Source organism: Desulfoscipio geothermicus DSM 3669, from assembly GCF_900115975.1.
GTDB classification, from domain to species: Bacteria; Bacillota; Desulfotomaculia; order Desulfotomaculales; family Desulfallaceae; genus Desulfoscipio; species Desulfoscipio geothermicus.
In genome coordinates, this window is sequence record NZ_FOYM01000011.1 from 1 (window position 1) to 20,021 (window position 20,021).

Consider the following 20,021-nt stretch of genomic DNA (forward strand, 5'->3'; position numbering starts at 1 on the left):
GCGACAACGTAGGCTGCCTGCTGCGCGGCGTGGACCGTAAAGAAATCGAGCGCGGTCAGGTACTCGCCAAGCCCGGCAGCATCAAGCCACACACCAAATTCAACGCCGAAGTGTATGTACTGACCAAAGAAGAGGGTGGCCGTCACACCCCGTTCTTTAACGGCTATCGCCCGCAGTTCTACTTCCGCACCACCGACGTCACCGGAGTAGTCAAACTGCCGGAAGGCGTAGAGATGGTCATGCCCGGCGACAACATCAAGATCGACATCGAACTCATCACCCCCATCGCCATAGAAGAAGGCTTGCGTTTCGCCATCCGTGAAGGCGGCCGTACCGTGGGCGCCGGGGTGGTTACCGGCATCAACGAATAACTGTAGCCTCGCTTCTTGGCGTGAAAGGAGGTCAGTGCATGAAAAGTCAAAAGATCCGCATCCGGCTCAAGGCGTATGACCACCACATGCTGGACCAGTCAGCCCAGAAAATAGTGGACACCGCGCGCCGGACCGGCGCCAACGTGGCAGGCCCCGTGCCGCTGCCCACGGAAAAAAGCATTTACACCATTTTACGTTCCCCGCACGTCAACAAAGACTCCCGGGAACAATTTGAAATGAGAACCCACAAACGGTTGATTGATATAATGGAACCCACGCCGAAAACGGTGGACGCGCTGATGCGCCTTGACCTGCCCGCCGGGGTGGATATTGAAATCAAACTATAAAATAAAAATTATCAGCAGTCTCGAAGGTCAAGTTCACCGGTGCATCGTCGATTCTGTGGAGGGGCGGAAGGCTGTCGGTTTGCATGATGGAATCAATAGCAGCGCTATCATGGCGTTGTACAGATTATAGTTGCTTGTATCATGCTGTGCTGCCGTATACCGACCACCGACCACCGACGACCGATCACCAAACGTGAACCGCTGACGGCATCGAAAAAGCCTTGCAAGCAGTGACTTCGAGCAGGCTCGGGAGGTGCAGTGGAGAAATGCCTAAAGCAATTTTAGGTAAAAAGGTTGGTATGACCCAGGTTTTCACCGATGAAGGTATAGCCGTTCCGGTGACCGTAATCGAGGCCGGTCCCTGCATAGTGGTACAAAAGAAGACCGGCGAAAAGGACGGTTACAACGCCGTTCAGTTGGGGTTCGGTGAAAAGCGGGAAAACCTGTTCAACAAACCCATTAAGGGACATTTTGAAAAGGCGGGCGTAAAACCCAAGCGCTATTTGCGGGAAGTCCGCGTTGACGATATCGATACCTACGAAGTGGGCCAGGAAATAAAGGCCGATATCTTTGAAGCCGGCCAAAAGGTGGACGTAGTGGGAACCAGCAAAGGGCGCGGCTTTGCCGGCGGCATTAAACGCCACGGCTTTCACCGCGGCCCCATGGCGCACGGTTCCAAGTATCACCGCAGGCCTGGTGCGCTGTCAGCCAAAGGACCGGCCCGGGTGTTCAAGGGCAGGAAATTGCCCGGACATTACGGTATGGAGCGGGTGACCGTGCAAAATCTGGAAGTGGTCCGGGTGGACGCCGGTAAAAACCTGCTGGCTGTCAAGGGCGCCATACCGGGTGCGCGGGGCGGCCTGGTAATGGTTAAAGAGGCCGTTAAAGCAAGGTAACGGCGGCGCAGCGAAAGGAGGAAGTCAATCATGCCCAGAGTTGCCATATACAACATAAACGGTGACCAGGTCGGAGAAATTGACCTCAAGGACGACGTCTTCGGCATACCGGTGCACCGGCAGGCTCTGCATGACGCCGTGACCATGCAACTGGCCGGCAGGCGGCAGGGCACTCACGATACAAAAACCAGGGCCGAGGTCAGCGGCGGCGGGCGTAAACCTTACCGCCAGAAGGGCACCGGCCGTGCCCGGCACGGGTCCACCCGCTCGCCCATCTGGCGCGGCGGCGGCATAGTATTCGGCCCGCATCCCAGGGATTACAGCTACCGGATCCCCAAAAAGGTGCGCAGGCTGGCCATGAAGTCAGCCCTTTCATCCAAGGTGGAGGGCGGCACCATTGTTGTGCTGGAAGAATTAAAGCTGGATGCCCCCAAAACCAAGGACATGGTGAAAATACTGGAAAACCTGAAGGTGAACAACAAGGCGCTGGTGGTAACAGCGGAAAAAGACGACTCGGTTTTCAAGTCGGCGCGCAACATCCCGGGGATTAAGCCCCTCAGCGTTCCGGGGCTCAACGTGTACGACTTGCTGGCGCATAAAACGCTGGTGATTACCAGGGATGCGGTGGCCAAAGTCGAGGAGGTGTTCGCATAGTGAAGAATCCTCGAGATATCATCATCAGGCCCGTGGTTACTGAAAAAAGCATGTCGTTGCTGGAAGAAAACAAGTATACTTTTATTGTTGACTTAAACGCCAACAAGATCGAAATACGCAAGGCTGTGGAAGATTTATTCAACGTTAAAGTGGATAAGGTGCGCACCATGCGGGTGAAGGGCAAGACAAAACGCGTCCGCAACCGCTGGGGCAAGGCGCCTGACCGGAAAAAAGCCATTGTTACCCTCAAAGCAGGGGATAAAATTCAGCTCTTTGAAGGTGTGTAGCGAAAAGACTCGCCTGGTTGCAGTGGTAGGCGGGCGAGTGCGATAAGGAGGGAGACCAGGTGGGGATTAAAAAATTTAAGCCCACATCGCCGGGTCGGAGGTTTGTCACCGTTTCGACCTTTGAGGAAATAACCGCAACCGAACCGGAAAAGTCCCTGCTGGAACCGCTGAAAAGGAAAGGCGGCAGAAACGGAAGCGGCAGAATAACCGTTCGCCACCGTGGCGGCGGTCACAAGCGGATGTACCGCATTATCGATTTTAAACGGGATAAAGACGGCATTCCGGCCAAGGTGGCCACTATTGAATACGACCCCAACCGCTCAGCGCGTATTGCCCTGCTGCACTACGCCGACGGGGAAAAGCGCTACATGCTGGCTCCGGTTGGCCTCAAAGTGGGCCAGCAGGTGGAGTCCGGCCCCGATGCCGACATCAAGGTTGGTAATGCTTTGCCGCTGCGCAACATTCCGGTGGGTACCATGATACACAATATTGAATTGCATCCCGGGGGAGGCGGCCAGTTGGTTCGCTCCGCGGGCACCGCGGCACAGCTTATGGCCAAGGAAGGCAAGTACGCGCATGTGCGCATGCCGTCTGGAGAAATGCGGCTGATTCTGCAGGATTGCCGGGCCACCATCGGACAAGTGGGTAACGTGGATCACGAAAACATTACCGTCGGCAAGGCCGGCCGTTCCCGCTGGCTGGGTAAACGCCCGAGCGTACGCGGTGTGGTCATGAACCCGGTGGATCACCCCCACGGCGGTGGTGAAGGGCGCTCACCCGTCGGCAGGAACCCGGTTACACCCTGGGGTAAACCTGCTCTGGGCGCACGGACCAGAAAGAACAAACCCAGCGATCGCCTGATCGTCAAGCGGCGCGGTAAAAAATAGTAAACGCTTATAGGTGCAGGAAGGAGGCTAGCCGATGGGTCGCTCTCTTAAAAAAGGCCCGTATTGTGACGAAAAACTCCTTAAGAGAATTCATGAGATGAACGAAAAGGGCGACAAACGGGTCATCAAGACCTGGTCCCGCCGTTCCACCATTTTCCCGGAAATGATCGGTCATACCATTGCCGTGCACGACGGCAGAAAGCATGTTCCCGTATACATTACCGAGGACATGGTTGGACACAAATTAGGCGAGTTCGCCCCCACAAGACTTTTCAGGGGACACGGATCGCATACTGAAAGGTCTACCGCTTTGAAGTAAATGTAAAAAGGGGGTAAGACTATGCAGGAAGCAAGAGCGGTTGCTAAATATATCCGTATTTCACCGCGCAAGGTGCGCCAGGTTATAGATATAATCAGGGGTAAAGACGTTAACGAAGCGCTGGCAATTCTGAAATTCACGCCCAAGCGGGCGTCCGTGCCCGTGGCCAAGGTGCTGAAATCGGCCGCCGCCAACGCTGAACACAATTACGAAATGAACAAGGATAACCTGTACGTGGCCGCCTGTTACGTGGATCAAGGACCCACCTTGAAGCGGTGGCAGCCCCGGGCCATGGGCCGGGCCGATATATTGCGCCACCGTACCAGCCACATTACCGTGGTAGTTAAAGAGAAAAAGGAGGGTTAGTGTGGGCCAGAAGGTAAATCCCAAAGGATTGCGCATCGGTATTATCAAAGATTGGGAAGGTAAATGGTATGCCGATAAGAAAAATTTCTCCGGCCTTCTGCTTGAGGATTTTAATATTCGTAAGTTTATAAAGAATAAATTGTACGCGGCCGGTATCTCCCGCATTCAGATTGAACGGGCCGCCAACAAGGTGAAAATTTCCATCCACACCGCCAAGCCCGGTATTGTCATCGGCCGGGGCGGCGCCGAGGTGGAAAACCTGCGCAAACAGCTGGAGAAGATGACCGGCAAACAGGTCAACGTCAACATAGTGGAAATCAAGGTCCCGGAACTGGACGCGCAACTCATGGCGGAAAACGTGGCCTCCCAGTTGGAAAGAAGGATTGCTTTCCGGCGGGCGATGAAGCAGAGCGTGGGCCGCGCCATGAAAATGGGCGCCAAAGGCATCAGAATAGCCTGCAGCGGACGCCTGGCCGGTGCGGAAATAGCCAGGACCGAGTGGTACAGCGAGGGAAAAGTGCCTCTGCATACACTGCGTGCCGATATTGATTACGGTTTTGCGGAAGCTAACACAACTTATGGAAAAATAGGAATTAAAGTTTGGATATATAAAGGAGAAGTTTTGCCGGAAGTCAGGAAGACCGCTGCCGGTAAAGGAGGCGAATAGGCTCTATGCTCATTCCGAAAAGGGTTAAGTACCGCAAGCAGCGTCGCGGAGGAATCCCCAAGGGCAAGTCCAAGGGGGGTAATGAGGTCCATTTCGGAGAATATGGTTTGCAGGCTCTGGAGCCCGGTTGGATCACCAACCGCCAGATAGAAGCTGCGCGTATCGCCATGACCCGTCATATCAAGCGGGGCGGTAAGGTATGGATTAAAATTTTTCCGGATAAGCCAGTTACCAAAAAGCCGGCTGAAACCCGGATGGGTAGCGGCAAGGGCGCCCCTGAATGGTGGGTGGCGGTAGTCAAACCGGGCCGGATAATGTTTGAACTGGCCGGCGTTAGTGAAGAGGTAGCCCGGGAAGCTATGCGTCTGGCCTCGCATAAATTGCCCGTTAAGACTAAGTTTGTAAGACGTGGGGAAGTAGGTGAGGCAAGTGAAAGCTAATGAACTGCGCGAACTGACCGACGCGGAGTTGCAAAAGAAGCTGCACGACACCAAGGACGAACTGTTCCGGTTACGCTTTCAACTGGCTACCGGACAACTGGATAACCCAATGCGGATTAAGGAAGTACGCCGGAACATTGCCCGCGTCAAAACCGTTCTGCGGGAAAGGGAAATCGGCATTAACCGGGCTTAGTGAAAATTCATATCCCGTAGCGGAAGGGGGTAGCCACATTGTCGGAGCGCAAGATGCGCAAAACCCGGACAGGTATCGTGGTAAGCAATAAAATGGATAAAACTGTGGTTGTGGCTGTGGAATCGCTGGGCAGGCATAAATTATACGGCCGCACTATCCGGTTCAGCAAAAAATTCAAGGCCCATGACGAAGAAAATACGTGCAATATCGGTGATAAAGTGATAATTATGGAAACCAGGCCACTGTCCAAGGATAAACGGTGGCGTGTGGTGGAAATTTTACAGAAAGCGGAACAGCTATAGCCGCCGGTAGTCCACCGATTATCGTGCAAAGGAGGATGTCTGGTGATTCAAGTGCAATCAATGCTCAGAGCGGCAGATAACACCGGCGCCCGCAAGCTCATGTGCATCCGGGTCATGGGCGGGGCTTTCCGCCGCTATGCCAGCCTGGGCGATGTAATTATCGCTTCCGTCAAGGAAGCTACGCCAGGCGGCGTTGTTAAGAAGGGGGACGTGGTCAGGGCTGTAGTGGTGCGGACCAAGAAGGAAGTGCGTCGTCCAGACGGAACGTATATCAAGTTTGATGAAAACGCCGCCGTTATAATCAAGGATGACGGAACCCCGCGCGGCACACGGATATTTGGTCCCGTCGCCCGGGAGCTGCGCGATCACGACTATATGAAAATAGTCTCTCTGGCTCCGGAAGTTTTGTAAACAATGCCGCCACAGGAGGTGTAACGGATATGACCAAGCCTAAAGTGCATGTGCGCAAAGGCGATACGGTGCTGGTGATTCGTGGCAAAAGCGCCGGCAAGAAGGGCAAGGTGCTGGAAGTGCAACCTGCCAAAAGCCGGGTGGTAGTTGAAGGTGTCAATAAAGTTAAGCGCCACACCAAACCCTCCCGTACCATACCACAGGGGGGCATTATCGAGCGGGAAGCACCCATCCACAGTTCCAACGTAATGCTTTTTTGCAGTAAGTGTAACAGTCCGACCCGGGTGGGTAAAAAACTGCTGGAAGATGGTAAAAAAGTCCGCCAGTGCAAGAAATGCGGGGAAGTGCTCAGCTAACGGGCGGAAGGAGGGAACAGGTTTGCCTAGGCTTAAGGATAAATACAGGGATGAAGTTGTCAAAGCCATGATGGAAAAGTTCGGTTATACAAATCCCATGCAGGTGCCCAGGCTGGAAAAGGTCGTTATTAACATGGGCGTGGGCGAAGCCATCCAGAACAGCAAGGCCATTGACGCGGCGGTAAACGACTTGATGACCATCTCCGGGCAGCGCCCGGTGGTGACCAAGGCAAAAAAATCCATTGCCGCCTTTAAGCTGCGCACGGGGATGAACGTGGGTTGCAAGGTGACCTTGCGGGGCGAGCGCATGTATGAATTTGTCGACCGGTTGTTCAACATTGCCCTGCCGCGGGTGCGCGACTTTCGGGGCATTTCGCCCAAGTCCTTTGACGGGCGGGGCAATTACAGCATGGGCGTAAGGGAACAGCTTATTTTCCCGGAAATTGATTATGACAAGATCGACAAGGTTAGAGGTATGGATATTATTTTCGTCACCACCGCGCGGACCGATGAAGAAGCGCGGGAACTGCTTCGCCTGTTGGGGGCGCCGTTTAAAGCGGCGTAATCTGGACCAATTTTCGTTGTAAAGGAGGGACCCAATTGGCCAAAAAATCAATGATTGCCAAAGCAAAGCGCCCGCCGAAATTTCGGGTGCGGGCGTATAACAGGTGCAATATCTGCGGCCGGCCTCACGCTTACATGCGCAAGTTTGGCATCTGCCGGATCTGTTTCCGGGAACTGGCTTACAAAGGTGAAATACCGGGCGTGAGGAAGGCGAGCTGGTAAAAGGAAGGAGGTATTCTTGGGATGGTCATGACTGATCCTGTTGCCGATTTTTTGACCCGTATTCGCAATGCCAATACGGTTTATCATGATAAAGTCGAGGCCCCCGCTTCCAAAGTGAAGCGTGCCATTGCAGAAATACTGAAGCAGGAAGGCTACATCAGGGATTATGAATATATTGAGGATGGCAAACAGGGTATAATACGAATTTACCTCAAGTACACCAAAGACAGGGAACGGATAATCACCGGGCTCAAGCGCATATCCAAGCCGGGATTGCGGGTATACGCGCGCAAGGATTCCATCCCCAAGGTGCTGGGTGGGCTGGGTATTGCTATCATATCCACCTCCCGGGGTATTGTGACCGATAAAAAAGCCCGTCAGGAGGGCCTCGGCGGCGAGGTAATCTGCTACGTCTGGTAGAAGGGCATAGGAGGTGTAAGGCATGAGCAGAATCGGCAGAAAACCGATCTCGCTTCCCGATGCGGTTAAGGTCACGTTGGAAGGCAACACCGTGCGGGTGGAAGGCCCTAAAGGGAAGCTGGAAAAAGAGTTTCACAAGGACATGATCATTAAACAGGTTGATGACCGTACAATAGTGGTGGAAAGACCTTCGGAAAACAAGCTGCACAAATCTTTACACGGTCTTACCCGAACCCTGCTCAACAACATGGTCCAGGGGGTGGCCAACGGCTTCCAAAAAAACCTGGAACTGGTCGGAGTGGGTTACCGGGCTGCCATGCAGGGCAAAAAGCTGGTATTGACCGTGGGGTACTCGCACCCTGTGGAAATAGAGCCCCCGCCGGGCATCGAGATTGAAGTGCCCGCCCCCACCAAAATTGCGGTCAAGGGTATCGACAAGGAAATGGTGGGCGCCATTGCGGCCAACATCCGCGCGGTACGGGAACCGGAGCCCTATAAGGGCAAGGGCATCAAGTATGAAAACGAGCGGATCCGCCGTAAAGTCGGTAAAGCCGGGGTTAAGCGTTAAAACAGGGGGAAGGAGTGAAGTGGCATGATTAACAAACCTGACCGCAACGAATTGCGGAAAAAGCGGCAGCTGCGCGTACGCAATAAAATTCAAGGCACCGCACAGCGGCCGAGACTGAACGTATACCGCAGCCTCAATAATATATACGCTCAGATTATCAACGACGACCTGGGGGAAACCTTGGTGGCTGCGTCTTCCCTTTCGCCCGAAATTAAAGGTAAAGTGGCCGGCGGCAACAAGGAGGCGGCCGTGGAAGTGGGCAAGCTGATTGCGGCCAAGGCCCAGGAAAAAGGAATCAAAAAAGTGGTGTTTGATCGTGCCGGTTATATTTATCACGGCCGGATTAAAGCCCTGGCAGACGGCGCCAGGGAAGGCGGCCTCGAATTTTAGGACGGACCGGTAAAAAGGAGGGGAAACGGTGTCAAATTTTGAACCGGCAAAATCCGAGTTTTCCGAAAAAGTTGTTTTTATAAACCGCGTGGCCAAGGTGGTTAAGGGCGGCAGGCGTTTCAGCTTTTCGGCCCTGGTGGTTGTCGGCGACGGCAAGGGCCGGGTCGGCGCCGGGCTGGGCAAGGCCGGCGAAGTGCCGGAGGCCATTCGCAAGGGCATTGAGGACGCTAAAAAGAAGCTGATCAATGTGCCCCTGTCCGGAACCACGATTCCACATGAAGTTATTGGGCGGTTCGGCGCCGGCAAAGTAATGCTGAAACCCGCTGCACCCGGTACCGGTGTGATAGCGGGCGGTCCTGTGCGGGCGATCATGGAACTGGCCGGGGTCAAGGATATTCTTACCAAATCGTTGGGCTCAAACAACGCCAATAATGTAGTGCGCGCCACCCTCGAAGGTATCAAGCAATTGAAAATGCCGGAAGAAGTTGCCCGCCTGCGTAACAAATCTGTGGAAGAACTTATGGGTTAAGGGGGTAGTGTTGTGGCGAAGCTAAAGATTACCCTGGTCAGGAGCCTGATCGGGCGGCCGGAGACCCAGCGGAAAACGGTATACGCCCTGGGCCTCAGAAAAACCAACCGTTCCGTTATCCATGAGGATACACCCCAGATCAGGGGCGCGATAAACAAAGTCAACCATTTGTTGAAAGTGGAGGAAGTATAAAGGAGGTGCACCATGAACCTGCATGAATTAAAACCCACACCCGGCTCCAGGCATAAACCCACCCGCAAGGGGCAGGGCATCGGCTCCGGACTGGGTAAAACCGCCGGACGCGGACACAAGGGGCAAAAGGCCCGCAGTGGCGGGGGAGTAAGGCCTGGTTTTGAGGGCGGCCAAATGCCGCTGCAGCGCCGGATGCCCAAACGGGGATTTTCCAATGCACCTTTTAAAAAGGAAATCATTGCCGTAAATATCGATAAACTCAACCTTTTTGAGAGCGGCACCGAAGTGACCCCGGAAACCCTGCTGAAAGCCCGGGTAATCAAGAAAGTCGGTGACGGGATCAAGATATTGGGTGAAGGGAACCTGGAAAAGTCTCTTACTATCAAGGCCCATGCATTCAGCAAGTCGGCGGTGGAAAAGATTGAGGCAGCCGGTGGCAAGGCCGAGGTGATTTGATGACCCAATTAATAGACGGTCTCAAAGGAGCGTTCAAGGTCAGTGAATTGCGCAGTAAACTGTTGTTTACACTGGCCATGATCTTCATTTTCCGGGTGGGGGCACACGTACCGGTGCCCGGAGTTAACGTTGACGCTTTCAAGGAACTTATCGGCGCAGGCATGTTGTTCGGCTTTTTCGATGTGATTTCCGGCGGGGCCTTCAAAAGTTTTTCGGTTTTTGCCATGAGCATCGTGCCTTACATCAACGCCTCCATTATCATGCAGCTGTTGACGGTGGTCATACCGCACCTGGAAAGACTGGCGAAGGAAGGGGAAGAAGGACGCAAGAAAATCACCCAGTACACCCGTTACTTTACGGTTATTCTGGCGCTGCTGCAGGCTGTCGGCATGAGCGTAATGATGGGCCGGTACGGTGTATTGCACACCCCCGGATTTTTAAGCTACGTGGTAATTGCCTTTACCTTGACCGCCGGTACCACCCTGCTGATGTGGATAGGCGAGCAAATTACCGAGCGGGGCATCGGCAACGGTATATCGCTGCTGATATTTGCCGGTATTGTGAGCCGGCTGCCGGCGGGATTGCAGAACCTGTACCTGCAGTTGGAAGCCGGGACCATCAATATCCTTAGCATAGTGATACTGGCCGTTATCGGCGCCCTGGTGATCGCCGCGGTGGTGGCGGTCCAGGAAGGGCAGCGGCGCATTCCGGTTCAGTACGCCAAGCGGGTGGTGGGTCGCCGGGTGTACGGCGGGCAAACTACCCACCTGCCGCTGAAAGTGAACCAGGCCGGCGTCATACCTGTCATTTTTGCGTCTTCGCTGTTAATGTTTCCGGAGCAAATTGCCCGCTGGTTCCAGGGCTCAGCCGTCGCTGATTTTTACGTCAAGTATTTCGGCTGGAGTTCGGCGGCCCATACGGTGATGTACGCTCTGCTGATTATCGGTTTTACTTATTTCTACACAGCCGTAATTATGAACCCGGTGGATATGGCGGACAATATCAAAAAATACGGTGGATTTATTCCGGGTATCAGGCCGGGCCGGCCGACAGCGGAATATATTGCCCGGGTAATGAACAAAATTACCCTGGCCGGGGCGGTGTTTCTGGCGCTGATTGCCATATTGCCCAACTTTGTTCTGCTGGCCACCCGTATTCCCAATATTTATTTCGGCGGTACGGCGCTATTGATCGTAGTGGGTGTGGCTCTGGATACCATGAAGCAAATTGAATCCCACCTGTTGATGCGGAGCTATCAGGGCTTCATTAAGTAACCGGGGTGTTTGCTGATGATTATCTGCAAGTCTGAACACGAATTGGGCTATATGCGTGAGGCCGGAAAAATTGTGGCCGGTGCGCTGGCCGAAATTGCCCGGATGATACGTCCCGGTGTTACCACCGCGGAGTTGGACCTGGTTGCCGAGGAATATATCGTATCCAGGGGGGCGCGGCCGGCTTTCAAAGGACTTTACGGTTTTCCGGCTACCATATGCGCTTCGGTAAATGAGCAGGTGGTGCACGGTATCCCCGGTTTAAGAAAATTGGAAAATGGAGATATTATTAGTATTGACGTTGGAGCGGAAATAAATGGATATTTCGGGGATAGCGCCCAGACCTTTCCCGTGGGCGATATCACGCCGGGGCTGCAAAAATTGCTGGATGTGACCAGGGAATCCCTGTACAGGGGGATCGCCATGGCCCGGGAAGGCAACCGGCTTTCCGATATATCACATGCGGTACAAACCTACGTGGAACAGCATGGCTTTTCTGTGGTCAGAGATTATGTGGGACACGGCATCGGCAATAAGATGCACGAGGAACCGCAGGTACCTAATTTCGGCAGGCCCGGTCGGGGGCCACGGCTTAAAGCAGGTATGACATTAGCAATAGAACCGATGGTAAACATGGGCACTTATTATGTGCAAACTCTTCCGGATAACTGGACGGTGGTTACAAGGGACGCCAAGCCTTCGGCGCACTTTGAACATACCATAGTGATTACTGACGGTGAACCCCGGATATTGACCACGCTGTAGCATGTTTCGGCACTGGCTGTTGGTGGTCGGGACAGCAAACAACATAACTCAATGCCTTTAAAAGCTCAGTTCGTATATGCTGGATAGAGCCTGAACCGGTTGATCGGGAGGGTGAATGGCGATGGAAGGAAAAGCGGTCCCGGGGCAACTGGTGGAATCCAGGTCCGGGCGAGACAGCGGCAGGGTTTATCTGGTGGTGGAAGTCCTGGGAGAAGGATATGTCAAGGTTGCCGACGGAATGGTCAGGCGCCTGGAGAACCCGAAAAAGAAGAACTTGAAACACCTGGTCCTTCATCACCGGGTGGCTGAAGAAATTGCCGAAAAGCTGCAGGCGGACGAACGCATAAACAACCCTGAAATTCGCCGGGCTATTGAGCGACTGGTTGGAAACCCGGAAGAGTAACCATTGTAAAAGGAGGTTGGTTTTTATCTAATGTCAGGTAAAGATGTTATAGAAATGGAAGGTACCGTGATTGAGCCGTTGCCCAATGCCATGTTTCGCGTGGAATTAAAAAACGGGCACAAAGTACTGGCCCATGTAAGCGGTAAAATAAGGATGAATTTTATCCGTATTCTGGCCGGAGACCGGGTGATGGTGGAGTTATCTCCTTACGATTTAACCCGGGGCAGAATTGTCTATCGTTATAAATAAACAGGCAAGTTAATGCGGAAAATGTAACAGGTTAGTAAATTATCAGGTTCTGCCGTTACAGTGCGTAAACCGGGCAGGACCCGGGGAGGTTGCAGGATGAAAGTTAGACCTTCTGTCAAACCGATTTGTGAAAAATGCAAGATCATACGCCGCAAAGGCAAAATCATGGTGATATGCGAAAACCCCAAGCATAAACAAAGGCAAGGGTAAGCTGGAGGTGTTTAAAAGGAATGGCACGTATCGCGGGTGTGGACCTGCCGCGTGATAAAAGAGCGGAAATCGGTCTTACCTATATTTACGGCATCGGGAAATCTACTTCGCAAAAGATATTGCAGCAGACCGGAGTAAATCCCGACACTCGGATCAGGGACCTGACCGAGGAGGAAGTCAACAAGTTAAGGGATGTTATTGAAAAGAACTACCGCGTCGAAGGCGATCTTCGCCGGGAAATCGCCATGAATATCAAGCGGCTCATAGAAATAGGCAGCTACCGGGGAGTGCGTCACCGTCGCGGCCTGCCGGTACGCGGGCAGAATACCAAGAATAACGCCAGGACCCGCAAGGGACCGAAGCGGACTGTCGGCGCGCGCAGGAAGAAGTAAAGGGGGGAAATGAATGGCTCGCAGAGTTACCAGAACCAGAAAGCGGGAGCGCAAGAATGTCGAGCAAGGTGTGGCACATATCAAGTCCACTTTTAATAATACCCTGGTCACCATTACGGATATGAAGGGAAATACCATTTCCTGGGCCAGCGCCGGCGGTGTGGGTTTTAAGGGATCCCGAAAAAGCACCCCCTTTGCCGCCCAGATGGCTGCGGAGAAGGCTGCCCGGGAAGCCATGGAACATGGTATGAAAGAAGTGGAAGTAACGGTTAAGGGGCCCGGCGCCGGTAGGGAAGCGGCTATTCGGTCTTTGCAGGCTGCCGGCCTGGAAGTGAGCGTGATTAAAGACGTTACACCGATTCCCCATAACGGATGCCGGCCACCCAAGCGCCGCAGAGTATAAGGAGGTGTAATCACTAGACTATGGCTAGGTATACAGGTGCACAGTGCAAACTGTGTCGGCGGGAAGGACAGAAGCTGTTTTTGAAAGGGGATCGCTGCTATACCGGTAAATGCGGTATTGATCGCCGCAGTTATGCTCCCGGTCAGCACGGCAAAGGCCGGAAAAAAGTCTCGGAGTACGGTCTGCAATTAAGGGAAAAACAAAAAGCCCGTAGATTTTACGGGGTTCTGGAAAAACAATTCAGGAATTACTATGACAAGGCTGCCAGGCAGCCCGGGGTTACCGGCGAAAATCTGTTACGCTTGCTGGAACGTCGTTTGGATAACGTGGTTTACCGCCTGGGCTTGGGCGCATCCCGTGCGGAGGCCCGCCAGTTGGTGCGTCACGGGCATTTTAAGGTAAACGGCAGAAAGACCAATATTCCCTCCTTCCTGGTGCGGGTGGGAGATGAAATTACCGTTAAGGATAGAAGCAAGGAATCGCCGCGGGTAAAGGAATTACTGGAACGTGCCGCTGACAACACTCCCCCGGCATGGTTGGAATACGACGCCAATCAGGCTGTCGGCCGGGTGGTAGCGCTTCCCTCCCGGGAACAGATAGACGCCCCAGTTCAGGAAACACTTATTGTGGAGCTTTACTCCAAGTAAGGTAGGCGCATTTGGGGGGTAATCCCATTCCGTCCTAAGGAGGGGTTAAGTCTAAAGTATGTTGGAAATCGAGAAGCCAAAAATTGAATGCGTTGAAATGGATGAGGACAACAATTACGGCAAATTTGTGGTGGAACCTCTGGAAAGGGGTTACGGTATCACACTGGGCAATTCGCTGCGGCGTATTTTGCTGTCTTCCCTGCCGGGCGCGGCGGTCACTTCCGTAAAAATTGAAGGGGTTTTGCACGAATTTTCCACTATTCCCGGTGTAAAAGAAGATGTGACCGATATTATTTTGAACCTCAAAGGCCTTAGCTTGAAGATGTATACCGATGAGGAAAGAATCTTACGCATCGAGGCCCGGGAAGAGGGTGCTGTAACAGCAGGCGACATTAAAACCGACGCTGACGTGGAAATACTGAACCCGGAAATGCATATCGCCACTCTGGCCGAAGGATCCAGCTTGGTGATGGAAATGACCGTATCCCGGGGGCGCGGGTACGTACCGGCCGAGCGCAATAAAAAGGGAGACCACGTCATAGGGGTTATCCCGGTTGATTCCATATTTACGCCGGTGCGAAAAGTGAACTATAACGTGGATAACACCAGGGTGGGGCAACGTACCGACTACGACAAGCTGACGCTTGAAGTATGGGCGGACGGCAGCATCAAGCCGGATGAGGCCATCAGTCTCAGCGCCAAAATATTAAGTGAGCATTTACGCCTGTTCATCGGCCTGACCGAGTCGACCGACGACGTTGAGATAATGGTCGAGAAGGAAGAAGAACAAAAGGATAAGATCCTGGAAATGCCCATTGAGGAACTGGATTTAAGCGTGCGTTCATATAACTGTCTGAAACGCGCCGGAATCAATACCGTGGAGGAATTGACCCAGCGTAATGAAGAAGACATGATGAAGGTGCGCAACCTCGGTAAAAAGTCCCTGGAAGAGGTTTTGAACAAAATGGCCGAACTTGGTTTATCACTGCGCAAGGATGATGATTAAGGAGGGATAAAGGTGGCTTACGCAAAGTTGGGTCGTAACACCGGCCACAGGAAGGCCATGTTGCGCAACCTGGTGACCTCTCTTTTCCGCGATGAACGTATTACCACCACCGAGGCCCGAGCCAAAGAAGTGAAGAGGATAGCCGAAAAAATGGTCACCCTGGCCAAGCGGGGGGACTTGAGCGCCCGCCGGCAGGCGCTGGAGTATATATATGAGGAAAAAGTGGTGCGTAAACTGTTTGATACTTACGGGCCCAAATATGCCGACCGCCAGGGCGGGTATACCCGCATCGTTAAACTGGGCAACCGGCGTGGCGACGCCGCCCAGCTGGCTATGCTGGAACTGGTTTAAATAACCATATTTGCTGACCGGGAAATCGCGTTATGCGGTTTCCTCTTGGCATTTAAAGGGGTAGAGTGTGCCTATGCCTAAAAACAGGCCCCTGGTGGAATTAAAGGGCCTGTCTTACACTTATCCGGGCAGTGACCGCCCCGTGTTTAAAGATATACACGCGACCGTGTGCCGGGGTGAGTTTATTGCCGTGATCGGTCCCAACGGGTCCGGCAAATCCACCCTGGCACGGCTTATTTCCGGGCTGCTGCAGCCGTCCGGCGGCGAAATAATCATCGACGGGCTAAAGGCCGGGGATCCGACCGCCGGGGAAACCGTCAGGCAGCGGGTGGGGCTGGTGGTGCAGAACCCGGATAACCAGCTGGTGGCCGCCGTGGTGGAAGAAGACGTTGCTTTCGGGCCGGAGAACTTAAACCTGCCCCCGGTCCAAGTGCGCCGCCGGGTGGATGATGCCCTGGATGCCGTGGGCCTGCAACATTTGCGCCGGCGGCCGCCGCACCTGCTTTCCGGCGGGGAGAAACAGCGCCTGGCCATTGCGGGTCTTTTAGCTTTAAAACCGTCCTGCCTGGTGCTGGATGAGCCCACCTCCATGCTGGACCCCCTGGGCCGGCAGGGAGTGCTGCAAGTATTGCGCAGCCTGGCCGGTGCCGGCAAAGCAGTGGTGATGGTTACCCACCATATGGATGAGGCTGCCCGGGCAGACAGGATCTGGGTGCTGGGCAACGGCGTTTTGGCGGCGGATGACAGCCCGGGGACGATCTTTGGCCGTGAGCACCGACTGCTGAGCAGCCTGGGGTTGGGTTTACCCGGTATGGCTGAGTTGGCCTGTTGCCTGGCGAACCGGGGCGTGGCACTGCCGCCTGATATTGTATTCATTGAGGATTTGGTTGATTATCTATGCCGTGTATTAAAGCAGAAAAACTAACTCATGTATATTTTCCGGGCACGCCGCTACAGGCGGAGGCTTTGGGGGGTATAGACCTGGAAATATCCCGGGGCGAATTCCTGGTGCTGGCCGGGGCCTCCGGCAGCGGTAAAACAACCCTGGTAATGCACTTTAACGGGTTGCTGCTGCCAACCACCGGCCGGGTGCGGGTGCTGGGCGGTGATGTAACCGACCGCAGTCACCGCAGCGAATTGTGGCGCCGGGTGGGCCTGGTTTTTCAGTACCCCGAGCGGCAAATTTTTAATTTAAAGGTATTTGACGACATTGCCTTTGGCGTGCGTAATCTGGGAATTGATGAACGGGCGGTGGCCCGGCGGGTGAACGAAGCGCTGGCCATGGTGGGGTTGCCGGAAAAATTGCAAAGAGCCGACCCCAAGACACTCAGCGGCGGAGCGTTGCGCCGGGTTGCCATTGCCGGGGTGCTGGCCATGCGGCCTGAAGTGTTGGTGTTGGATGAGCCCGGGGCGGGGCTGGATCCGGCAACCCGCAAATCAATCCTGCGCAAACTGAAAGATATTCAGGCGGAGTACGGGACCACTGTGATATTGATCACCCATCACCTGGAGGATGCGGCGTCTTATGCCGATCGGGTGGCGGTATTATGCCGGGGGCGGTTGATGGGCGTGGGGGATGCCGGGCAAATGCTGGGTGAAGCAGCGATGCTGCGCAAGGCCGGGCTGAAAGCCCCGTTTGCCGTGGAGTTGGCCGGCCGGCTGGCCGAGGCCGGCATACAATTGCCGGGGATACCCCTGACTCCGGAAGAAGCCGCCGGGATGTTGCAGGAACTGTTGCAAACTGTCCGCATCGAACCAGGAGGAGATACCACGTGTTGAGCGGCATTACCGCGGGGCAATACTTACCGGGGCAGTCATTGATGCACCGTATGGACCCCCGGGCCAAGTTAACCTGCACGGTCCTGGCGCTGCCGGCGGCATTCCTGGCGGACAACCCTGCCGCCATGGGATTGCTGTCTGTCTGGACAGTGCTGGTGCTTGTCGTGTCGCGGATCAGGCCCGGGGTATACTGGCGCAGTTTGCGGGCCCTGTGGTTGCTGCTGTTGGTTAGCTTTATCATTCAGGTGTTGTTTACGCCCGGTGAGCCGCTATTTAGTTACGGCTTTGTCAAGATTTCCGGAGAAGGTCTGGCGAACAGCGGTTGGCTCTTGTGGCGACTGGCCCTGCTGATGCTGGTGGCGGCGGCGCTTACCTTTACCACCACCCCCTTGCAATTGGCTTCCGCCCTGGAATGGTTGCTGGCGCCGCTGGCCAGGGTAAAAGTACCGGTGCGGGAACTGGCTATGGTGGTTAATTTGGCTCTGCGCCTGGTTCCCACCCTCTTTGACGAGGCCCGGTACCTGCTTATGGCGCAGCGGTCCCGGGGCGCCGATTTCACCCGCGGCAGCGTAAGGGAGCGGGCCCAACGGCTGGTGCCGTTTATGGTCCCGCTGCTCATTAATATATTCAACCGGGCGGACGAACTGGCCCTGGCCATGGAGATCCGGGGCTATCGGGTGGGTACCGTACGTTCCCGGATGCATGAGTTGCGTTTCGGCGCTGCTGATTATGCTGCTGTATTGATAAACGTACTGATTTTGGGCTTTATTGTAGTGCAGCGATTGACGGGGTGGAACCTTGCGTAATGTCAAACTTACGGTGGCCTACGACGGCACCAATTACCACGGTTTTCAGGAGCAGCGGGGGACCGGGCTGGCCACCGTCCAGGAGGAGTTAGAAAACTGTCTTTGCAAACTGGCCGGTCGACGGGTGCAGGTGGTTGGGGCGGGGCGCACCGATTCCGGTGTACATGCCCGGGGTCAGGTAGTTAACTTTGACGCCGGGGAATGGCCCATCCCGGTGCAGCGCATTCCACTGGCTGCGAACGGGGTGCTGCCCGGTGATATTGTGGTGGTTGCGGCCGAGGAGGTGCCGGCCGATTTTCATGCCAGGTTTTCCGCCCGGGCCAAAACATACCGGTACAGCATTTGGAATGACCGGATTCCCTCGCCATTTCACCGCCTGTACAGCACCTTTTGGCCCGTACCCCTGGATGTGGAGGCTATATCCGCAGCCTGCAGCTGTTTGATAGGCCGGCACGATTTCAAATGCTTTCAAGCGGCGGGCTCGCCGGTAATAAACACCGTGCGCACGTTGAACCGGGTCGAGGTGACGCGGGAAGGGCCACTGGTTATGTTTACTTTTAACGGGGACGGATTTTTGTATAACATGGTACGGATCATGGTAGGTACCCTGGTCCAGGTGGGCCTGGGCAAAATCAAGCCGGAAACGGTTAAAATGATTTTGGAGTCCCGTGACAGGTTGCAGGCCGGTCCTACCATGCCGCCCCAGGGATTATGTTTGGAATATGTGGAATATTAATAATATGTAACAGTATTTGTTGTTGTATTAACGTAAATACCTTGACACTGGTAATACTATGTATTAAAATTACTTTATGTGTGACCTTATGGCAGCCGATGAGCCCCCGGTTTGCCCGAAGGTTGGCGTTTTTGACACGGGAGGTAATAACAATGAGGACGACATACATGGCTAAGCCCAATGAGGTACAGCGCAAGTGGTATATTATCGACGCGGAAGGAAAGGTGTTGGGCCGCCTGGCGGCGGAGGCAGCCAGGATATTACGCGGCAAGCACAAGCCCACCTTTACCCCGCACGTTAATACCGGAGATCATGTGATTATTATAAATGCCGATAAGGCCGTACTGACAGGCAATAAACTGCGGCAAAAAATGTACTACCGGCATTCAGGTTACCCCGGCGGCTTAAAAGCTACCAGGTACGACAAGTTGATGCAGACCAAGCCTGAGCTGGCCGTTTATAAAGCCATCACCGGCATGCTGCCACACAACAGTCTGGGCAGGGATATGGCCAGAAAGTTAAGGGTATATCGTGGGAGCCAACATCCCCACGAGGCACAAAAACCTGAAATTTGGGAAATGTAACGGTCGGAAGGAGGAGCATGAGTGGCTCAAGTCCAGTTTTACGGTACCGGGCGCAGAAAAGACGCGGTGGCCAAGGTGTTTTTACGCCCCGGTGAAGGGAAATTTACGGTAAATAACAGGAATGTTGACGAATATTTTGGCAGAAAGTCCCTGGAAATCGTTGCGCGCCAGCCTCTGGAATTGACTGGAACCAGCGGTCGTTTTGACGTATTGGTCAAGGTGCTGGGCGGCGGTGTGAGCGGTCAGGCCGGCGCTGTCAAGATGGGTATTGCCCGCGCTCTGGTGGAAGCGGACCCCAATTTAAGGCCTGTCCTTAAAAAGGCGGGATTTTTAACCCGCGACCCGCGGATGAAAGAACGGCGCAAGTACGGTCTTAAAAAAGCCCGCCGCGCTCCGCAATACTCCAAGCGTTAAAGAAGAATATTTCAGTACAACCGGACCACCATTTACCTGGTGGTCTTTTATTATTAATCTTGCCGTTACGTCATAAAAACATTAGTTTTTTTCATATCCATCCGCCCACCGGCATAATTTTCTTAAGGGGTTTTAGTGAATACCCCGCTTACATGCCGGGAGGGGTGG

The 20,021-nt window shown here is 54.2% G+C and carries 38 protein-coding genes; all 38 read left to right on the forward strand.

Translation table 11 applies throughout. From position 1 onward, the window contains the following. On the forward strand, positions 1-371 hold a 371-nt coding region (locus BM299_RS07930), incomplete at its 5' end, for an EF-Tu C-terminal domain-related protein (RefSeq protein ID WP_483863694.1). Positions 372-409: 38 nt separating this feature from the next. Then, the gene (rpsJ, locus tag BM299_RS07935) at positions 410-718 is read left to right on the forward strand and encodes a 30S ribosomal protein S10 (RefSeq protein ID WP_092482942.1); all 309 of its coding nucleotides are present in this window, start codon (positions 410-412) and stop codon (positions 716-718) included. Between the two features lie 266 nt (positions 719-984). Then, entirely contained in the window at positions 985-1,614 is a 630-nt protein-coding gene (gene rplC, locus BM299_RS07940; protein ID WP_092482943.1) for a 50S ribosomal protein L3, read from the forward strand. A gap of 30 nt (positions 1,615-1,644) precedes the next feature. Beyond that, a complete protein-coding gene (gene rplD, locus BM299_RS07945; RefSeq protein ID WP_092482944.1) occupies positions 1,645-2,268 on the forward strand; it encodes a 50S ribosomal protein L4 in 624 nt (207 codons plus the stop codon). Continuing rightward, entirely contained in the window at positions 2,268-2,555 is a 288-nt protein-coding gene (gene rplW, locus BM299_RS07950; RefSeq protein WP_092482945.1) for a 50S ribosomal protein L23, read from the forward strand. Before rplD ends, rplW begins: the two co-directional genes overlap by 1 nt. A gap of 59 nt (positions 2,556-2,614) precedes the next feature. After that, the gene (gene rplB / locus BM299_RS07955; RefSeq protein ID WP_092482946.1) at positions 2,615-3,442 is read left to right on the forward strand and encodes a 50S ribosomal protein L2; all 828 of its coding nucleotides are present in this window, start codon (positions 2,615-2,617) and stop codon (positions 3,440-3,442) included. A gap of 34 nt (positions 3,443-3,476) precedes the next feature. Next, positions 3,477-3,761 carry a 30S ribosomal protein S19 gene (rpsS, locus tag BM299_RS07960; protein WP_092482947.1) on the forward strand — a complete coding sequence of 95 codons (285 nt, stop codon included), beginning with the start codon at positions 3,477-3,479 and terminating at the stop codon, positions 3,759-3,761. 21 nt (positions 3,762-3,782) lie between these two features. Then, a complete protein-coding gene (gene rplV / locus BM299_RS07965; RefSeq protein ID WP_092482948.1) occupies positions 3,783-4,127 on the forward strand; it encodes a 50S ribosomal protein L22 in 345 nt (114 codons plus the stop codon). Position 4,128: 1 nt separating this feature from the next. After that, positions 4,129-4,794 (forward strand): 30S ribosomal protein S3, encoded by a 666-nt coding sequence (gene rpsC / locus BM299_RS07970; RefSeq protein ID WP_092482949.1) that lies wholly within the window; start codon positions 4,129-4,131, stop codon positions 4,792-4,794. Positions 4,795-4,799: 5 nt separating this feature from the next. Further along, positions 4,800-5,234 carry a 50S ribosomal protein L16 gene (gene rplP, locus BM299_RS07975; RefSeq protein ID WP_092482950.1) on the forward strand — a complete coding sequence of 145 codons (435 nt, stop codon included), beginning with the start codon at positions 4,800-4,802 and terminating at the stop codon, positions 5,232-5,234. Beyond that, the gene (rpmC, locus tag BM299_RS07980) at positions 5,224-5,427 is read left to right on the forward strand and encodes a 50S ribosomal protein L29 (RefSeq protein ID WP_092482951.1); all 204 of its coding nucleotides are present in this window, start codon (positions 5,224-5,226) and stop codon (positions 5,425-5,427) included. Before rplP ends, rpmC begins: the two co-directional genes overlap by 11 nt. A gap of 53 nt (positions 5,428-5,480) precedes the next feature. Then, complete coding sequence (gene rpsQ / locus BM299_RS07985) at positions 5,481-5,729, forward strand: 30S ribosomal protein S17 (RefSeq protein WP_092483044.1); 249 nt, start codon at positions 5,481-5,483, stop codon at positions 5,727-5,729. Positions 5,730-5,771: 42 nt separating this feature from the next. Further along, the gene (gene rplN, locus BM299_RS07990) at positions 5,772-6,140 is read left to right on the forward strand and encodes a 50S ribosomal protein L14 (RefSeq protein WP_092482952.1); all 369 of its coding nucleotides are present in this window, start codon (positions 5,772-5,774) and stop codon (positions 6,138-6,140) included. Positions 6,141-6,169: 29 nt separating this feature from the next. Beyond that, entirely contained in the window at positions 6,170-6,496 is a 327-nt protein-coding gene (gene rplX / locus BM299_RS07995) for a 50S ribosomal protein L24 (protein ID WP_092482953.1), read from the forward strand. Positions 6,497-6,518: 22 nt separating this feature from the next. Then, entirely contained in the window at positions 6,519-7,061 is a 543-nt protein-coding gene (gene rplE, locus BM299_RS08000) for a 50S ribosomal protein L5 (protein WP_092482954.1), read from the forward strand. Between the two features lie 35 nt (positions 7,062-7,096). Next, a complete protein-coding gene (locus BM299_RS08005; RefSeq protein ID WP_092482955.1) occupies positions 7,097-7,282 on the forward strand; it encodes a type Z 30S ribosomal protein S14 in 186 nt (61 codons plus the stop codon). A gap of 21 nt (positions 7,283-7,303) precedes the next feature. Beyond that, complete coding sequence (gene rpsH, locus BM299_RS08010) at positions 7,304-7,702, forward strand: 30S ribosomal protein S8 (protein WP_092482956.1); 399 nt, start codon at positions 7,304-7,306, stop codon at positions 7,700-7,702. A gap of 22 nt (positions 7,703-7,724) precedes the next feature. Next, on the forward strand, positions 7,725-8,270 hold the full coding sequence (gene rplF, locus BM299_RS08015) for a 50S ribosomal protein L6 (RefSeq protein WP_092482957.1): 546 nt from the start codon (positions 7,725-7,727) through the stop codon (positions 8,268-8,270). A gap of 24 nt (positions 8,271-8,294) precedes the next feature. Then, entirely contained in the window at positions 8,295-8,660 is a 366-nt protein-coding gene (rplR, locus tag BM299_RS08020) for a 50S ribosomal protein L18 (RefSeq protein WP_092482958.1), read from the forward strand. 28 nt (positions 8,661-8,688) lie between these two features. Next, positions 8,689-9,189 carry a 30S ribosomal protein S5 gene (gene rpsE / locus BM299_RS08025; RefSeq protein WP_092482959.1) on the forward strand — a complete coding sequence of 167 codons (501 nt, stop codon included), beginning with the start codon at positions 8,689-8,691 and terminating at the stop codon, positions 9,187-9,189. Positions 9,190-9,201: 12 nt separating this feature from the next. Continuing rightward, complete coding sequence (gene rpmD, locus BM299_RS08030) at positions 9,202-9,381, forward strand: 50S ribosomal protein L30 (RefSeq protein ID WP_092482960.1); 180 nt, start codon at positions 9,202-9,204, stop codon at positions 9,379-9,381. A 12-nt stretch (positions 9,382-9,393) separates the two neighbouring features. Then, positions 9,394-9,837, forward strand: a complete 444-nt coding sequence (gene rplO / locus BM299_RS08035) for a 50S ribosomal protein L15 (protein ID WP_092482961.1) — start codon at positions 9,394-9,396, stop codon at positions 9,835-9,837. Further along, positions 9,837-11,111 (forward strand): preprotein translocase subunit SecY, encoded by a 1,275-nt coding sequence (gene secY, locus BM299_RS08040; protein ID WP_092482962.1) that lies wholly within the window; start codon positions 9,837-9,839, stop codon positions 11,109-11,111. Before rplO ends, secY begins: the two co-directional genes overlap by 1 nt. A 15-nt stretch (positions 11,112-11,126) precedes the next feature. Next, entirely contained in the window at positions 11,127-11,873 is a 747-nt protein-coding gene (gene map / locus BM299_RS08045; protein ID WP_092482963.1) for a type I methionyl aminopeptidase, read from the forward strand. A gap of 121 nt (positions 11,874-11,994) precedes the next feature. Then, positions 11,995-12,276 (forward strand): KOW domain-containing RNA-binding protein, encoded by a 282-nt coding sequence (locus tag BM299_RS08050; protein WP_092482964.1) that lies wholly within the window; start codon positions 11,995-11,997, stop codon positions 12,274-12,276. Between the two features lie 30 nt (positions 12,277-12,306). After that, positions 12,307-12,525 (forward strand): translation initiation factor IF-1, encoded by a 219-nt coding sequence (gene infA, locus BM299_RS08055; protein ID WP_092482965.1) that lies wholly within the window; start codon positions 12,307-12,309, stop codon positions 12,523-12,525. Positions 12,526-12,621: 96 nt separating this feature from the next. Next, the gene (gene rpmJ / locus BM299_RS08060; RefSeq protein ID WP_015617898.1) at positions 12,622-12,735 is read left to right on the forward strand and encodes a 50S ribosomal protein L36; all 114 of its coding nucleotides are present in this window, start codon (positions 12,622-12,624) and stop codon (positions 12,733-12,735) included. A gap of 20 nt (positions 12,736-12,755) precedes the next feature. After that, positions 12,756-13,127: a 30S ribosomal protein S13 gene (rpsM, locus tag BM299_RS08065; RefSeq protein ID WP_092482966.1), complete on the forward strand. Its 372-nt coding sequence runs from the start codon at positions 12,756-12,758 to the stop codon at positions 13,125-13,127. A 13-nt stretch (positions 13,128-13,140) separates the two neighbouring features. Then, positions 13,141-13,530, forward strand: coding sequence for a 30S ribosomal protein S11 (gene rpsK / locus BM299_RS08070; RefSeq protein ID WP_092482967.1), 390 nt, complete (start codon positions 13,141-13,143; stop codon positions 13,528-13,530). A gap of 20 nt (positions 13,531-13,550) precedes the next feature. After that, positions 13,551-14,177: a 30S ribosomal protein S4 gene (gene rpsD / locus BM299_RS08075; protein WP_092482968.1), complete on the forward strand. Its 627-nt coding sequence runs from the start codon at positions 13,551-13,553 to the stop codon at positions 14,175-14,177. 58 nt (positions 14,178-14,235) lie between these two features. Continuing rightward, positions 14,236-15,183 (forward strand): DNA-directed RNA polymerase subunit alpha, encoded by a 948-nt coding sequence (locus tag BM299_RS08080; protein WP_092482969.1) that lies wholly within the window; start codon positions 14,236-14,238, stop codon positions 15,181-15,183. 12 nt (positions 15,184-15,195) lie between these two features. After that, entirely contained in the window at positions 15,196-15,534 is a 339-nt protein-coding gene (gene rplQ / locus BM299_RS08085) for a 50S ribosomal protein L17 (RefSeq protein ID WP_092482970.1), read from the forward strand. 73 nt (positions 15,535-15,607) lie between these two features. Next, positions 15,608-16,459, forward strand: coding sequence for an energy-coupling factor transporter ATPase (locus BM299_RS08090; protein WP_092482971.1), 852 nt, complete (start codon positions 15,608-15,610; stop codon positions 16,457-16,459). After that, entirely contained in the window at positions 16,432-17,313 is an 882-nt protein-coding gene (locus BM299_RS08095; RefSeq protein ID WP_092482972.1) for an ATP-binding cassette domain-containing protein, read from the forward strand. The genes BM299_RS08090 and BM299_RS08095 overlap by 28 nt, the downstream gene beginning before the upstream one ends. Next, a complete protein-coding gene (locus tag BM299_RS08100) occupies positions 17,307-18,119 on the forward strand; it encodes an energy-coupling factor transporter transmembrane component T family protein (protein WP_092482973.1) in 813 nt (270 codons plus the stop codon). Before BM299_RS08095 ends, BM299_RS08100 begins: the two co-directional genes overlap by 7 nt. Then, positions 18,112-18,855, forward strand: coding sequence for a tRNA pseudouridine(38-40) synthase TruA (gene truA / locus BM299_RS08105; RefSeq protein ID WP_092482974.1), 744 nt, complete (start codon positions 18,112-18,114; stop codon positions 18,853-18,855). The genes BM299_RS08100 and truA overlap by 8 nt, the downstream gene beginning before the upstream one ends. Positions 18,856-19,007: 152 nt before the next feature. Then, positions 19,008-19,439 carry a 50S ribosomal protein L13 gene (rplM, locus tag BM299_RS08110; RefSeq protein ID WP_092482975.1) on the forward strand — a complete coding sequence of 144 codons (432 nt, stop codon included), beginning with the start codon at positions 19,008-19,010 and terminating at the stop codon, positions 19,437-19,439. Between the two features lie 21 nt (positions 19,440-19,460). After that, on the forward strand, positions 19,461-19,853 hold the full coding sequence (gene rpsI, locus BM299_RS08115; RefSeq protein WP_092482976.1) for a 30S ribosomal protein S9: 393 nt from the start codon (positions 19,461-19,463) through the stop codon (positions 19,851-19,853). Positions 19,854-20,021: the final 168 nt, after the last annotated feature.

What these genes read in the sequence shown, in the direction of transcription:
- secY (WP_092482962.1), top strand. Translation starts at nt 9,837, where the DNA reads ATGACCCAATTAATAGACGGTCTCAAAGGAGCGTTCAAGGTCAGTGAA.
- rpsM (WP_092482966.1), top strand. Translation starts at nt 12,756, where the DNA reads ATGGCACGTATCGCGGGTGTGGACCTGCCGCGTGATAAAAGAGCGGAA.
- rpmJ (WP_015617898.1), top strand. Translation starts at nt 12,622, where the DNA reads ATGAAAGTTAGACCTTCTGTCAAACCGATTTGTGAAAAATGCAAGATC.
- infA (WP_092482965.1), top strand. Translation starts at nt 12,307, where the DNA reads ATGTCAGGTAAAGATGTTATAGAAATGGAAGGTACCGTGATTGAGCCG.
- rpsH (WP_092482956.1), top strand. Translation starts at nt 7,304, where the DNA reads ATGGTCATGACTGATCCTGTTGCCGATTTTTTGACCCGTATTCGCAAT.
- BM299_RS08090 (WP_092482971.1), top strand. Translation starts at nt 15,608, where the DNA reads ATGCCTAAAAACAGGCCCCTGGTGGAATTAAAGGGCCTGTCTTACACT.
- BM299_RS08080 (WP_092482969.1), top strand. Translation starts at nt 14,236, where the DNA reads ATGTTGGAAATCGAGAAGCCAAAAATTGAATGCGTTGAAATGGATGAG.
- rplD (WP_092482944.1), top strand. Translation starts at nt 1,645, where the DNA reads ATGCCCAGAGTTGCCATATACAACATAAACGGTGACCAGGTCGGAGAA.
- rpsK (WP_092482967.1), top strand. Translation starts at nt 13,141, where the DNA reads ATGGCTCGCAGAGTTACCAGAACCAGAAAGCGGGAGCGCAAGAATGTC.
- BM299_RS08050 (WP_092482964.1), top strand. Translation starts at nt 11,995, where the DNA reads ATGGAAGGAAAAGCGGTCCCGGGGCAACTGGTGGAATCCAGGTCCGGG.
- rplX (WP_092482953.1), top strand. Translation starts at nt 6,170, where the DNA reads ATGACCAAGCCTAAAGTGCATGTGCGCAAAGGCGATACGGTGCTGGTG.
- map (WP_092482963.1), top strand. Translation starts at nt 11,127, where the DNA reads ATGATTATCTGCAAGTCTGAACACGAATTGGGCTATATGCGTGAGGCC.
- rplC (WP_092482943.1), top strand. Translation starts at nt 985, where the DNA reads ATGCCTAAAGCAATTTTAGGTAAAAAGGTTGGTATGACCCAGGTTTTC.
- rpsD (WP_092482968.1), top strand. Translation starts at nt 13,551, where the DNA reads ATGGCTAGGTATACAGGTGCACAGTGCAAACTGTGTCGGCGGGAAGGA.
- rplO (WP_092482961.1), top strand. Translation starts at nt 9,394, where the DNA reads ATGAACCTGCATGAATTAAAACCCACACCCGGCTCCAGGCATAAACCC.
- rpsS (WP_092482947.1), top strand. Translation starts at nt 3,477, where the DNA reads ATGGGTCGCTCTCTTAAAAAAGGCCCGTATTGTGACGAAAAACTCCTT.
- rplM (WP_092482975.1), top strand. Translation starts at nt 19,008, where the DNA reads ATGAGGACGACATACATGGCTAAGCCCAATGAGGTACAGCGCAAGTGG.
- rpsJ (WP_092482942.1), top strand. Translation starts at nt 410, where the DNA reads ATGAAAAGTCAAAAGATCCGCATCCGGCTCAAGGCGTATGACCACCAC.
- rplR (WP_092482958.1), top strand. Translation starts at nt 8,295, where the DNA reads ATGATTAACAAACCTGACCGCAACGAATTGCGGAAAAAGCGGCAGCTG.
- BM299_RS08095 (WP_092482972.1), top strand. Translation starts at nt 16,432, where the DNA reads ATGCCGTGTATTAAAGCAGAAAAACTAACTCATGTATATTTTCCGGGC.
- rpsQ (WP_092483044.1), top strand. Translation starts at nt 5,481, where the DNA reads ATGCGCAAAACCCGGACAGGTATCGTGGTAAGCAATAAAATGGATAAA.
- rplF (WP_092482957.1), top strand. Translation starts at nt 7,725, where the DNA reads ATGAGCAGAATCGGCAGAAAACCGATCTCGCTTCCCGATGCGGTTAAG.
- rplP (WP_092482950.1), top strand. Translation starts at nt 4,800, where the DNA reads ATGCTCATTCCGAAAAGGGTTAAGTACCGCAAGCAGCGTCGCGGAGGA.
- rplV (WP_092482948.1), top strand. Translation starts at nt 3,783, where the DNA reads ATGCAGGAAGCAAGAGCGGTTGCTAAATATATCCGTATTTCACCGCGC.